This is a genomic window from Streptomyces sp. NPDC054765, from assembly GCF_053612065.1.
This window is the reverse complement of sequence record NZ_JBSHBP010000039.1, coordinates 71,262-83,583: the sequence shown is the minus strand read 5'-3', so window position 1 is coordinate 83,583 and position 12,322 is coordinate 71,262. Positions and strand designations below refer to the sequence as shown.

General features: G+C 72.0%; 12 protein-coding genes and 1 pseudogene. 9 read left to right on the top strand and 4 right to left on the bottom strand.

The window, feature by feature from the left end:
- Window positions 1-611 precede the first annotated feature (611 nt).
- Together ACWGJY_RS23805 and ACWGJY_RS23800 are read left to right on the top strand one after the other, a co-directional pair.
- Window positions 612-1,403, top strand: a pseudogene (locus ACWGJY_RS23805) (hypothetical protein); the annotation flags it as partial.
- 90 nt (window positions 1,404-1,493) lie between these two features.
- Window positions 1,494-2,243 carry a hypothetical protein gene (locus tag ACWGJY_RS23800; protein WP_453262852.1) on the top strand — a complete coding sequence of 250 codons (750 nt, stop codon included), beginning with the start codon at window positions 1,494-1,496 and terminating at the stop codon, window positions 2,241-2,243.
- An 85-nt stretch (window positions 2,244-2,328) separates the two neighbouring features.
- On the opposite strand, the gene ACWGJY_RS23795 is transcribed toward ACWGJY_RS23800, so the two are convergent.
- Entirely contained in the window at window positions 2,329-2,499 is a 171-nt protein-coding gene (locus ACWGJY_RS23795) for a hypothetical protein (protein WP_453262853.1), read from the bottom strand.
- Window positions 2,500-2,546: 47 nt separating this feature from the next.
- On the bottom strand, window positions 2,547-3,812 hold the full coding sequence (locus ACWGJY_RS23790; RefSeq protein WP_453262847.1) for a DUF1015 family protein: 1,266 nt from the start codon (window positions 3,810-3,812) through the stop codon (window positions 2,547-2,549).
- Between the two features lie 173 nt (window positions 3,813-3,985).
- Here ACWGJY_RS23790 and ACWGJY_RS23785 point away from each other — a divergent pair, with 173 nt between their 5' ends.
- Entirely contained in the window at window positions 3,986-5,011 is a 1,026-nt protein-coding gene (locus tag ACWGJY_RS23785) for an HAD-IIA family hydrolase (RefSeq protein WP_453262846.1), read from the top strand.
- Between the two features lie 150 nt (window positions 5,012-5,161).
- Here the strand turns inward: ACWGJY_RS23785 and ACWGJY_RS23780 are convergent, their stop codons facing one another.
- Window positions 5,162-6,190, bottom strand: a complete 1,029-nt coding sequence (locus tag ACWGJY_RS23780; protein WP_453262845.1) for an ABC transporter substrate-binding protein — start codon at window positions 6,188-6,190, stop codon at window positions 5,162-5,164.
- 64 nt (window positions 6,191-6,254) lie between these two features.
- On the opposite strand from ACWGJY_RS23780, the gene ACWGJY_RS23775 reads away from it, so the two are divergent.
- The 3 genes from ACWGJY_RS23775 (at window position 6,255) to ACWGJY_RS23765 (ending at window position 9,446) form a co-directional block, all read left to right on the top strand.
- Window positions 6,255-7,301: a FecCD family ABC transporter permease gene (locus tag ACWGJY_RS23775; protein ID WP_453262844.1), complete on the top strand. Its 1,047-nt coding sequence runs from the start codon at window positions 6,255-6,257 to the stop codon at window positions 7,299-7,301.
- On the top strand, window positions 7,298-8,461 hold the full coding sequence (locus ACWGJY_RS23770) for a FecCD family ABC transporter permease (RefSeq protein ID WP_453262843.1): 1,164 nt from the start codon (window positions 7,298-7,300) through the stop codon (window positions 8,459-8,461). Before ACWGJY_RS23775 ends, ACWGJY_RS23770 begins: the two co-directional genes overlap by 4 nt.
- A 70-nt stretch (window positions 8,462-8,531) precedes the next feature.
- Entirely contained in the window at window positions 8,532-9,446 is a 915-nt protein-coding gene (locus ACWGJY_RS23765; protein ID WP_453262842.1) for an ABC transporter ATP-binding protein, read from the top strand.
- On the opposite strand, the gene ACWGJY_RS23760 is transcribed toward ACWGJY_RS23765, so the two are convergent.
- Window positions 9,430-9,777, bottom strand: coding sequence for an SCP2 sterol-binding domain-containing protein (locus ACWGJY_RS23760; RefSeq protein WP_453262841.1), 348 nt, complete (start codon window positions 9,775-9,777; stop codon window positions 9,430-9,432). The two genes, ACWGJY_RS23765 and ACWGJY_RS23760, sit on opposite strands and share 17 nt — an antisense overlap.
- Window positions 9,778-9,851: 74 nt before the next feature.
- Here ACWGJY_RS23760 and ACWGJY_RS23755 point away from each other — a divergent pair, with 74 nt between their 5' ends.
- Genes ACWGJY_RS23755 through ACWGJY_RS23745 form a run of 3 tightly spaced genes read left to right on the top strand, consistent with a single transcriptional unit; the run spans window position 9,852 to window position 12,140 of the window.
- Window positions 9,852-10,379 carry a hypothetical protein gene (locus ACWGJY_RS23755; protein WP_453262840.1) on the top strand — a complete coding sequence of 176 codons (528 nt, stop codon included), beginning with the start codon at window positions 9,852-9,854 and terminating at the stop codon, window positions 10,377-10,379.
- A gap of 7 nt (window positions 10,380-10,386) precedes the next feature.
- A complete protein-coding gene (locus tag ACWGJY_RS23750; protein WP_453262839.1) occupies window positions 10,387-11,202 on the top strand; it encodes a TlyA family RNA methyltransferase in 816 nt (271 codons plus the stop codon).
- A 59-nt stretch (window positions 11,203-11,261) separates the two neighbouring features.
- Entirely contained in the window at window positions 11,262-12,140 is an 879-nt protein-coding gene (locus tag ACWGJY_RS23745; RefSeq protein ID WP_030078527.1) for an NAD kinase, read from the top strand.
- Window positions 12,141-12,322 lie beyond the last annotated feature (182 nt).

The window sequence follows — 12,322 nt, the reverse complement described above, 5'->3', positions numbered from 1 at the left end:
CGCCTTTCAGCGCCGATGGTACTGCAGGGGGGACCCTGTGGGAGAGTAGGACGCCGCCGAACAATCTTTCAGGACCCTTGGTCCCAGCGTTCACGCTGGGACCAAGGGTCCTTTTTGTTTTTGCCGAAGCGCGCCGAACTCATCGGTGCGTGAGAATGAATGCAGTACCGAAGACAGGAGTCACGTCGATGTCCACCAACTCTTCCGACGATCGTTCGGAGCGCCGGCCGCAGCGGCGCGACGACGGTGACCGCGGTGGTTTCCGGCGTGATGACCGGGGGCCGCGCCGCGACAACGACCGCGGCGGTCGCCCGGCCGGCGGCGGTGGCGGTTACGCAGGACGGGACAGCCGCGGTGGTGACCGTGGTGGTTTCCGTCGCGATGACCGACCGTCCGGCGGCGACCGGGGTGACTTCCGCGGGGGTGACCGTCGTGACGACCGGCCGCGTGGGCCGCGTCGTGATGATGAGCGTGATGAGCGTGGCGGCGGATTCCGTCGTGATGAGCGGGGTGGAGATCGCCCCGGCTTCCGTCGTGATGACCGTTCGTCCGGTGGGGACCGTGGCGGTTTCCGTGGCGGCGATCGGCGTGATGAGCGCCCGTCGGGTGGTGACCGCGGTGGGTTCCGCAGGGATGACCGTCCGTCGGGTGGTGACCGTGGTGGTTTCCGTCGCGATGACCGTTCCTCCGGTGGGGACCGTGGTGGGTTCCGCGGTGGCGATCGGCGTGATGAGCGCCCGTCGGGTGGTGACCGTGGTGGTTTCCGTCGTGACGATCGTTCGTCGGGTGGTGACCGTGGTGGGTTCCGCAGGGATGACCGTCCGTCGGGCGGTGACCGGGGCGGATTCCGTCGCGATGACCGTTCCTCCGGTGGGGACCGTGGTGGGTTCCGCGGTGGCGATCGGCGTGATGAGCGCCCGTCGGGTGGTGACCGCGGTGGTTTCCGTCGTGACGATCGTCCGTCGGGTGGTGACCGTGGTGGGTTCCGCAGGGACGATCGTTCGTCGGGTGGTGACCGTGGTGGGTTCCGCAGGGATGACCGTCCCTCCGGTGGTGACCGTGGTGGGTTCCGCAGGGATGACCGTTCCTCCGGTGGGGACCGTGGCGGGTTCCGCGGTGGCGATCGGCGTGATGAGCGCCCGTCGGGTGGTGACCGTGGTGGGTTCCGTCGTGACGATCGTTCGTCGGGTGGTGACCGGGGTGGGTTCCGTCGTGACGATCGTCCGTCGGGTGGTGACCGTGGTGGGTTCCGTCGTGACGATCGTCCCTCCGGTGGGGACCGTGGCGGGTTCCGTCGTGATGACCGTTCCTCCGGTGGTGACCGTGGTGGGTTCCGGCGGGATGACCGGGGACCGCGGCGGGATGACCGGGGTGGGTTCCGTAGGGACGATGAGCGTGGGCGCCGGCCGTATGGGGCGGGGCGTGGGCGTGATGACCGTCGGGACGACCGGCGTGATGACCGTCGGGACCGGGACCGGGAGCCGATCAAGCGGCTGCCGATTCCGGAGGATGTCACCGGTGACGAGATCGACAAGGATGTGCGTCAGGAGCTGCTGAGCCTGCCGAAGACGCTTGCCGACGATGTCGCCAAGAACCTGGTGATGGTGGCGAAGCTGCTGGACGAGGAGCCGGAGAAGGCGTACGGGTACTCGCGGGTGGCGCTGCGGCTGGCGTCCAGGGTTGCGGCGGTGCGTGAGGCCGCGGGGTTTGCGGCGTACGCGGTCGGCAAGTACAGCGAGGCGCTGGCGGAGTTCCGGGCGGCGCGGCGGATGACCGGCAGCGTGGAGCTGTGGCCCGTCATGGCGGACTGCGAGCGTGGTCTCGGGCGGCCGGAGAAGGCGATGGCCATGGCCGGCGAGCCCGAGGTGCAGAAGCTGGACCGGGCCGGACAGGTCGAGATGCGGCTGGTCGCGGCGGGTGCCCGGCGGGACATGGGGCAGGCGGACGCCGCGGTGGTGACGCTGCAGAGCCCGGAGCTCGCGTCGAGCGCGGTGCACCCGTGGACGGCGCGGCTGCGGTATGCGTACGCGGATGCGCTGCTGGAGGTCGGGCGCGAGGGCGAGGCGCGGGACTGGTTCGCCAAGGCGCTGGAGGCCGACCAGGGCGGTACGACGGATGCCTCGGACCGGCTCGCGGAGCTGGACGGGGTGGAGTTCACCGACGCGCTGGAGGAGGCCGACGAGACGGACGGTGCGGCCGAGGACGACGGTGCGCGGGACGACGAGGGTCCGGCGCGGGACTGAGCCGGCTGCTCGTCGTGAGCTGAGGCGATGAGAAGAAGGGCGGGACCCCGTGGTGGGATCCCGCCCTTCTGCGTGGTGCGGGGCGTCAGGCAGCCGGCGCGTAGCGGGCGAGGGGGGCGAGGAGGGCGCCGATGGGCCGAAGGGCGCCCGCGGGGTCCTGGAGAGCGACCCTCTGCCGGTTGTTGCGCAGCTGGAGGCGGTTGAGGCAGGAGGGGGCGAACTCTTCGGCGAACAGGCCGTAAGGCTGACCAACCACGTTGTGGGTGGGGTGCGGGGTGCCGTGGCGGGGCCCGGCCCGGGGGCTCAGCTCTTGTGGTCGTCCAGGATGCGCAGGACCAGACCCGTGGCGGGCTTGGGTCCGAAGGAGGTGGACTTCCGCGGCATCGTCACGCCGTGCTCGGCGAGTTGACGGACCGTCTCCTCGGACGTGGCGCGCATCAGGACCGCGGTGCCGCCGTGTCGCGCGGCCTGTTCGACGGCGGCCCCGGTGTGATGCAGATAGCTGATGTCGGACGGGCGGTCGGGGATGTGCCAGACCTCGTCCAGCAGGACGGAGTGCAGCACCGTGGCGTCCAACTGCCGCCAGGCCTCGGGCCGGTCGCGGCGGATCGTACGGTCCAGCAGAGCGGGATCGGGGCGGTCCAGGAGGTGGAAGGAGTCCGGCCCGCCGGCGAGGACGAACGCGGTGCCGGGCGTCTGCGCCAGGGTTTCCAGGGCGGCGGACAGCTCGCCCGGAAGGTTGCGGACCCGGAAGGCGCCGGCCAGGTCCGCCAGCGCCTTGGCGGGCGCCAGATGCGGCAGTACCCGGTGGATCGCGCGGACCTGGAGCGGATAGCGGGCGGTGTCCACCAGCAGCACCAGGCCCGAGGCCCACGGCGAGCCGGCGCCGGTGCCCGGCTGCTGCTCGTACAGCCGTTGGTAGGTCGCCCAGCGGTGGTGGCCGTCGGCGATCAGCGCCTGCCGGGTGGTGAGATCGTCGTCGACGGCCCTGAGGTCGGCGGGGTCGGTGACCGCCCACAGGCGGTGCGCGAAACCGTCCTCGGTGGTGGTGGCCAGCAGCGGATCGCGCTCGACCGTGCGCTCGATGACGGCTGCGGCACCGGTCGCGGTGCCCTGGCTGCGATAGGAGAGCAGCAACGGCTCGAAGTTGGCGGCCGCGGCACGCATCAGGGCGGCCCGGTCCTCGACCACCTCGGGGATGACGCCCTCGTGCGGCAGTACCGGACCGTTCAGGCCCAGCGCCCCGATCAGTCCGCGCTGCAGCACCTCGCCGGAGCGCTGCTCGTAGACGTACAGCGCCGGCTCGCTGTCCTGCCGCAGCACGCCCTCGGCGCGCCAGCGGCGCAGGGTGTCGGCGGCCTGGCGGTGGCGGGTGGTGGGGTCCGGTGCGTGCGGGAGGATCAGCCGGACGATGTTGTACGGGTCGGCGGTCTCCAAGTGGCGCACGCCGTCCGGCCGGACCACCACGTCGTACGGCGGGGAGGTCACGGCGGTCAGGCTGCTGACCCGGTCCTGGTCGTAACGCAGTCCGCGGAACGGGAGGAGGCGGAGGCCGTCGGTACTGGTCATTGAAGAATGCTATGCCGCTGGGCCGATGAGGGAAGATCGGGGGACAGCCCGTGTGTGGCTGGAAATATCGGTATGCGCATGACGGAGAACGGTGCATCCGGCGGGCGCGTGAGCGTGCTCCCGGTACGCGGCGGAATCTTCGTACGTCGTGTGGGAGCGAGGAGCGAGACGGCATGGACGAGCAGGTTCGCAGGCAGCCCGACGGGTGCCGGCGTGCGCTGAGCGAGGCGTATGACACGGCGTTGCTGGATCTGGACGGGGTCGTCTACGCCGGCGGACAGGCCCTCGCGCATGCCGTTCAGTCGCTGACGAGCGCGCGCGAGGGCGGTATGCACCTCGCATATGTGACCAATAATGCTGCCCGGACCCCGCAGGCCGTCGCCGAGCAGCTGACCGGTTTCGGACTGCCGACCGGTCCGGACGATGTGATCACGTCCGCGCAGGCGGTGGCGCGGCTGATCTCCGGGCAGGTGCCGCCGGGCGCACGAGTGCTGGCCATCGGCGGTGAGGGACTGTGGGTGGCGCTGCGCGAGCGCGGTCTCGAACCCGTCGGCTCGGCCGACGACGACCCGGCGGCCGTGGTGCAGGGCTTCGACCCCACGCTGGACTGGGCGCGGCTGGCGGAGGCCGCGTACGCGGTGCAGCGCGGGGTGCCGTGGTTCGCGTCCAACACCGATCTGACGATCCCCAAGGAGCGGGGCATCGCGCCCGGCAACGGTGCGCTGGTGGAGGTGGTCCGGACCGTCGCGGGCGGATCGCCGCAGGTGGCGGGCAAGCCGCAGCCGCCGATGCACCGGGAGACGGTGCTGCGGACCGGCGCGCGGCGGCCGCTGGTGATCGGCGACCGGCTCGACACCGACATCGAGGGCGCCCACAACGGCGAGGTGGACTCGCTGCTGGTGCTCACCGGCATCACCACCCCCGCCGAGCTGCTGGCCGCCCCGCCGCAGCACCGTCCCGCCTATGTGGACCAGGATCTGCGCGGACTGCTGACGCCGCAGCCGGAGGTGACCGCGGACGACGGCGGTTTCCGCTGCGGCGGCTGGCGGGCCCAGAGGGCCGGCGACGCGCTCGCCGTGACCGGCGAGGGGTCGCCGGTGGACGGGCTGCGGGCGCTGTGCGCGGCGGCCTGGACGGCTGCCGGGGACGGCAGTTGCGCGGCGGACGCGGGGAAGGCGCTGGGGCGGATCGGGTTCTGAGGGGTGGGGGACCGGCCTTCGGGGCCCGGTATTCGGGGTAGGTCGGGCCGCGGCCCGTGGGTCAGTCCTCGCCGGCCGTCGTCGCGGCGGCGGTCAACAGCTCCGTGATCAGGTCTTCCTCAGCCCCGTGATCAGGTCTTCCTCGGTAGGTCAGTTGGCCTTCCTGGCGCCCTCGATCGCCTTGGCGAGCGACTCGATGAGCGGTGCGGCACCCGCGTAGGAGAAGCGCGGCTCGCTGGACCAGGGGGTGATCTGGCCGGCCTTGACGGCGGGCAGCTCGGCCCAGGAGGGCTTGGCGGCCAGGTCCTTGGGCTGGAGGGTGGCGGTCCGGTTGTCCAGCAGGAGGACATCGGCCTGGTACTTGTCGGCGTTCTCCCAGCTCAGGCTCTCGAAGTAGCCGCCCTTGTCCAGGTGGTCGGGGACGATCAGGTCGACGCCGAGGGACTTGTAGTACATGAGGTCGGCGTTGATGCCGGGGTTGGAGGCGTAGAAGAGGTCGGGGCTGCCGGAGCAGGCGAGCACCTTGACCGGGTGGGACGCGGCGGCCTTGCGCAGCGCCGCGGAGGCCTTCTCGAAGCGGGCCTTGGCGTCGGTGACCTTCTTGGCCTTCAGGTCGGCGCCGAGCGATCCGGCCAGCTCGGCATAACGCTCGATGATCTTGATGAGCGGAACGCGGGACGCGGTGAGGGCGGCGGTCTTGGCCAGCGGGGTGATCTTGTCCTTGCTGTCGTCCGGTACGAACCACAGCGCGCCGGGCTCGTACATGTTGGTGACCAGCAGATCGGGGCGCAGCGCCGCGTACTTCTCGACGTTGAACTGGTTGTAGGCGTTGCCGATGATGGTGACCTTGTCGATGTCCAGGTCACCGGCCTGCGGGTCGGGCTTGCCGTTCTTGAGCTCGGTGGGGCCGAAGACGCCGACGATCCGGTCTTGGATCCCGAAGTCGTGCAGCGCGGCCGCGGTGCCGGTGAAGGCCACGATGCGCTGCGGGGTGTGCGGGAGGGAGACCTGCTGTCCGCGGTCGTCGGTGAAGGACCACGGGCCGGTCCTGCGGCTGCCGTTGGCGCCCTCCGCGCCCTTGTCTCCGCCGCACGCGGCGAGCAGGGCGCCGATGCTGAGGGCGCCACCCGCGGCCAGGACGCCGCGACGGGACGGAGTGACGCTACGGGAGGTGCTCATGAGGCTGCGCTTCTCTCTGGGAGGGCCGGCGAGTCGAATGTGAGGGTAGGCTAACCTAACTGTCGTGTTGGTTGACAGTCCCCCCGAAGCAACAACGGCCCCGGTCCCCGTGACACCCCGGCGGCATCTCCTGCGCTCCGCGGGGCTGCCGGCGTCCGTCGCCGTACTGGCCGTCACCGCCGTCCTCGGTATCGCCGTCGGCGCGAAACAGATCCCCCTCGACCAGGTGTGGCACGGGGTGTTCCACTACTCCGGTTCCGACACCGACGTGGTCATCCGCGATGTCCGCTTCCCCCGCACCCTGCTCGGCCTGGTCGTCGGCGCCGCGCTGGGGACGGCCGGTACGATCATGCAGGCGCTGACCCGAAACCCCCTGGCGGACCCCGGAGTTCTCGGTATCAATGCGGGCGCCTCGGCCGCGGTCGTCTCCGCCATCAGCTTCTTCGGCGTCACCTCGCTGACCGGCTATGTGTGGTTCGCGTTCGCCGGCGCCGCGGTGGTCTCCGTCGCGGTGTACGTCCTGGGGGGCACCCGCGGCGCCACGCCCGTACGGCTCGCCCTCGCCGGTACCGCGCTGACCGCCGTCCTCGTCGGCTACATCAACGCGGTCAACCTGATGGACACCGCGGCGCTGGACAAGATGCGCTTTTGGACGGTGGGTTCGCTGGCCTCGGCCACCCTGCCGACGGTCGGCCGGATCGCGCCGTTTCTCGCGGTGGGCGGCGTCCTCGCACTGCTGATCGCCCGGCCGCTGAACGCCCTTGCGCTCGGCGACGACCAAGCGCGGGCGCTGGGCGCCCGGCTGACCCGCACCCGGGTGACGGCGATGCTCGCCGTCACCCTGCTGTGCGGCGGGGCGACCGCCGCCTGCGGCCCGATCGCCTATGTGGGCCTGATGGTCCCGCATGCCGTACGGGCCCTCACCGGGCCGGACATGCGCTGGGTCCTGCCGTACTCCGCGGTGCTCTCGCCGGTGCTGCTGCTCGGCGCGGATGTCCTCGGCCGGGTGGTGGCCCGGCCCGGCGAACTACAGGTCGGCATCGTCACGGCCGTCATCGGCGGCCCCGTCTTCATCTCTCTCGTACGGCGTCGGAGGATGGCCCAGCTGTGAGCGCAAAGGTGAAGCCCTCCGGGGGCATCAAGGAGGACACCGAGGCGGCGGAGCCCGGGGCCGGGCGCGGCCGGCGGGCGGGGGCGGCCCGGCGGGTCACGGTGGTGCGTACCAGGGGCGGGCTCTCCGTGCGTCCGGACGTGCCCGCCGTGGTGGCCGGTGTGGTGCTGCTGGCCGTTGCGTCGGCCGCCGGTATCGCCCTGATCGGCTCCGGCGACTATCCGATGACCCCGGGCGAGGTGATCGGCACGCTCACCGGCGGCGGTGACGCCGGCCAGACGTTCATCGTGTGGGAGCTGCGGCTGCCGCGGGTGCTGGTGGGGCTGCTGGTCGGCGCCGCGTTCGGGATCGCCGGGGCGGTCTTCCAGACCGTCTCCCGCAATCCGCTGGGCAGCCCGGACGTCCTCGGTTTCGCGCAGGGATCGTCCGTCGGCGCACTGGTGGCCATCGTCTGCTTCCAGGCCGGGACCTTCGGGGTCGCCGCCGGAGCGGTCGCCGGCGGCCTGATCACCGGCATCGCCATTTTCCTGCTCGCCTGGAAGCGCGGTATCCACGGCTACCGGTTCGTGCTCGTCGGCATCGGCGCCGGGGCCATGCTCTACGCGGTGGTGCTCTACCTCCTGACCAAGGCGAACATCGTCGAGGCGACCCGGGCCACGACCTGGATGACCGGTTCCCTCAACGGCCGTGACGGGGACCAGCTCGGGCCGTTGGCCGCCGTCTGCGTCGTTCTCATCCCGCTGCTGCTGTTCCACGGGCGTCCGCTGCGCATGCTGGAGATGGGCGACGACGCCGCGAGCGCGCTGGGCATACGGGTCGAACGGGTCCGCATCGTGGTGCTGTTGGCGGCGGTCGTGCTCGTGGCCGCCGCCACCGCGGCGGCCGGGCCGATCTCCTTCGTCGCCCTCACCGCGCCCCAGCTGGCCCGGCGGATGTCCCTCCCGCGCTTCCTCAAGGGGGCGGGGCGGGGAGCGCCCCGGCCCGGCCCGGCCCTGCTGTTGTCCGCCCTCATGGGCGCCGTGCTGCTGGTCGTCGCGGACTGGTCGGCGCAGCGGCTCTTCGGCGCCGACCAACTGCCCGTCGGAGTGCTCACCGGCGTCCTCGGCGGCGGCTATCTGCTGTGGCTGCTGGTCACGGAGCGCAAGGCGGGGCGGATGTGAGCGGCCGGACGACGAAGGGGCGGTGCGTGCCGCCCGACAGCAGAGACACGACAACCCCAGGAGTTGCGAAGTGAGCCGTCTTGCGGCCGAGAATGTCACCCTCGCCTACGACCGGCGGGTCATCGCCGAGAACCTCTCGGTCGCCATCCCCGACCACTCCTTCACGGTCATCGTCGGCCCCAACGCCTGCGGTAAGTCCACGCTGCTGCGCGCGCTCTCGCGGATGCTCAAGCCGGCCACGGGTTCGGTGCTGCTGGACGGCTCCGCGATCTCCGCGCTGCCGGCCAAGAAGGTCGCCAGGACGCTCGGGCTGCTGCCGCAGTCCTCGATCGCCCCGGACGGCATCACCGTCGCCGACCTGGTGGCCCGCGGCCGCTACCCGCACCAGGGGCTGCTGCGGCAGTGGTCGGCCGACGACGAGCGGATCGTCCAGGAGTCGATGGCGGCCACCGGGGTCGGCGAGCTGGCCGACCGCTCTGTCGACGAGCTGTCCGGCGGGCAGCGGCAGCGGGTGTGGATCGCGATGGCGCTCGCCCAGCAGACACCGCTGTTCCTGCTCGATGAGCCGACGACATATCTGGACATCCAGCACCAGATCGAGGTGCTGGACCTGTGTGCCGAGCTGCACGAGGAGCAGGGGCGGACCCTGGTCGCGGTGCTGCACGACCTCAACCACGCGGCCCGTTACGCGACCCATCTGATCGCCATGAAGGACGGTGCGGTCCTCGCCGAGGGCCCGCCGGCCGACATCGTCACGGCACAGCTGGTGGAGCGGGTCTTCGGGCTGAGCTGCCAGATCATCGAGGACCCGGAGACCGGCACCCCGCTGGTCGTCCCGGCCGCGCGCGCGTCCCGTAAGGGCGGCCCCGGGGGCGCGGCCGGGCAACACCCGGCCGGCGGGCCGGCGGCCGGCGGGGCCACGGCCGCACCGAACCCGGCGGCCGGGAACGCGAAGGGCGAGGCGGCGGCTACAGCAGCGTCCTGAGGCGCAGCAGGTCGCGCAGGCCGGCCTCCAGCTTCACGCGGCCGCTGCCCCAGGCCTTGGCGAAGTTCAGCCGTCCGTCCACCAGGGCGACCAGATCGTCGCCGGCCATGGACAGGCGGATCTCGGCCTTGTGCGGGGGCGGGCCGGGAACGCTCGTCACCCCCTGGATGCTGCCGTCGGACAGCCGCCCGAGGAACGTCACATCGAGGTCCGTGATGCGGCAGCTGAGCGAGCGGTCGAACGCGGCGGCACTGCGGACGTTGCCGTCCACCGAGGACAGATTCTGGGCCAGCCGGTCGAGAGCGGCACGGCACTGGTCGAGGGTTGCCATCGTGATCGACGATACGCCAGGTCGGGGACGGCTCGTTCGTCCTTGTCAGCCTTTGCCAAGGTAGCGTCGGGGGCATGGAAGAGCCGACGTCCGGCCCCGAGCCGGAGGAGCCCGCGGGAGCCGCGGCAGGGGAGCCCGTGACTGCCGGGGAGCCCGTGCCGTGGGAGCCCCCGTCGCCCGGGGAACGCGAGAGCGGCGAAGCCGTGGGAGCTGCCGGAGCCGTGGGAGCCGCCGGAGCCGTGGGAGCCGCCGGAACCGTGGCGGCCGGACTCGTGGGGCCGGGCGGCAACTCCGCGGAGCCGGACGGTCACCGGGCAGACGCGGCGGCCGAGCCGGATGGCCGCGCCAGGACGGACGCCGCCCCGGCCGAACCGGTGGGGCCCGCCGGGCCGCAGCCGATCGGGGTGGGTCTGACACCGACCGGCGAGGCCGCGGTCGATACCGTGCTGCGCCGTCTCACCGATGCCGACCACCTCCCCGCGAGCGGTCACCTGCAGGTGTACGAGGATGTGCACCGTGGGCTGCGCGACGTGCTGGCCGTTCTTGACCAGCATCCCGGGCCGCCCGCCCCTTCCTCGACGACGCACGACAACAGGAGCTGAACCACAGGTGGCAGGAGTGGCACGACGCCGACTCGATGCGGAGCTGGTGCGCCGCAAGCTGGCCCGTTCGCGCGAGCACGCGAGCCAGCTGATCGCCGCGGGCCGGGTGACCGTCGGCGGTGCGACCGCGACCAAACCGGCCACCCAGGTGGAGACCAGCGCGGCCGTGGTCGTCCGCGAGGACGAGGGCGACCCCGACTATGTCTCGCGCGGCGGCCACAAGCTCGCCGGGGCCCTCGCCGCCTTCGTGCCGCTCGGCCTCGCGATCGAGGGCCGGCGGGCACTGGACGCCGGGGCCTCGACCGGCGGTTTCACCGATGTCCTGCTGCGGGCCGGCGCCGGTCATGTCGTCGCCGTCGACGTCGGATACGGACAGCTCGCCTGGTCGCTGCAGAGCGACGACCGGGTCACCGTGAAGGACCGCACCAACGTGCGCGAGCTGACCCTCGAACAGATCGACTCGCAGCCGGCCGATCTCATCGTCGGCGATCTCTCGTTCATTCCGCTGGGGCTCGTACTGCCCGCACTGGCCCGCTGTGCGGCGCCCGACGCGGACCTGGTGCTGATGGTCAAGCCGCAGTTCGAGGTCGGCAAGGAACGGCTCGGCAGCGGCGGGGTGGTGCGCAGCGCGGAGCTGCGGGCCGGTGCCGTGCGCACCGTCGCGGGCCGGGCGGCGGAGCTGGGATTTGGCGTACTTGGCGTAACTGCCAGTCCCTTGCCTGGACCTTCGGGAAATGTCGAGTACTTTCTGTGGCTGCGCGCCGGGGCGCCTGCACTCGACCCGGCGGACGTCGACCGTGCAGTGGCGGAGGGGCCTCGTTGACCACTACCCAGGCAGTTGAAGGCAGCGCAGCACACGAGAACACCGGAGCGGCGCGGACGGTGTTCCTGCTCGCACACACCGGCCGCCCAGCGGCCATCCGCAGCGCCGAACGCGTCGTTCAGGGGCTGTTGCGCAGCGGCATCGGGGTGCGGGTGCTGGCGGAGGAGGCCGCGGATCTGCCGCTGCCGCCGTCGGTCGAGCGCGTCGAGTCGGAGCAGTGCGCGGCCGAGGGCTGCGAACTGCTGGTGGTCCTGGGCGGGGACGGCACGCTGTTGCGCGGCGCGGACTTCGCCAGGACGTCCGGCGTCCCGATGCTCGGCGTCAACCTCGGCCGGGTCGGCTTCCTCGCGGAGGCCGAACGCGACGACCTCGACAAGGTCGTCGACCGGGTCGTCACCCGTGCGTACGAGGTCGAGGAGCGGATGACCATCGATGTCCTCGTACGCAACAACGGCAATGTCGTACACACCGATTGGGCTCTCAACGAGGCGTCGGTGGAGAAGGCCGCGCGGGAACGGATGCTGGAGGTCGTGACCGAGGTCGACGGCCGGCCCGTCTCGCGCTTCGGCGGCGACGGGGTGGTCTGCGCGACACCGACCGGCTCGACCGCGTACGCCTTCTCGGCCGGCGGCCCGGTGGTCTGGCCCGAGGTCGAGGCCCTGTTGATGGTCCCGATCAGTGCGCACGCCCTGTTCGCCAAGCCGCTGATCACCTCGCCGCGTTCCGTCCTGGCGGTCGAGGTCCAGCCCAAGACCCCGCACGGCGTCCTGTGGTGCGACGGCCGCCGCACCGTTGAACTCCCCGCCGGCGCCCGCGTCGAGGTCCGCCGCGGCGCGGTACCCGTACGCCTGGCCCGTCTGCATCACGCCTCCTTCACCGATCGTCTGGTCGCCAAGTTCGCCCTCCCGGTGGCGGGGTGGCGGGGGGCACCGCACTAGAACCGGTCCGGTGGAACGGGCCGGACAGCCCCTGGGCGTGCCCCTCGGCAGGGGTTCCAGGGGCTGTCCGGCACCTCCGCCGAGAAACCCGGTCCGGCGCGGCCGGGACTGCCCCCGTGCCGACGCGTTCCGGGGGTATGGACGGTGCTCCGCCCCTCTCCGTGAGTGGCGCCCTTCCGCTC

What these genes read in the sequence shown, in the direction of transcription:
- ACWGJY_RS23790 (WP_453262847.1), bottom strand. Translation starts at nt 3,812, where the DNA reads ATGACCAGTACCGACGGCCTCCGCCTCCTCCCGTTCCGCGGACTGCGT.
- ACWGJY_RS23785 (WP_453262846.1), top strand. Translation starts at nt 3,986, where the DNA reads ATGGACGAGCAGGTTCGCAGGCAGCCCGACGGGTGCCGGCGTGCGCTG.
- ACWGJY_RS23755 (WP_453262840.1), top strand. Translation starts at nt 9,852, where the DNA reads ATGGAAGAGCCGACGTCCGGCCCCGAGCCGGAGGAGCCCGCGGGAGCC.
- ACWGJY_RS23780 (WP_453262845.1), bottom strand. Translation starts at nt 6,190, where the DNA reads ATGAGCACCTCCCGTAGCGTCACTCCGTCCCGTCGCGGCGTCCTGGCC.
- ACWGJY_RS23760 (WP_453262841.1), bottom strand. Translation starts at nt 9,777, where the DNA reads ATGGCAACCCTCGACCAGTGCCGTGCCGCTCTCGACCGGCTGGCCCAG.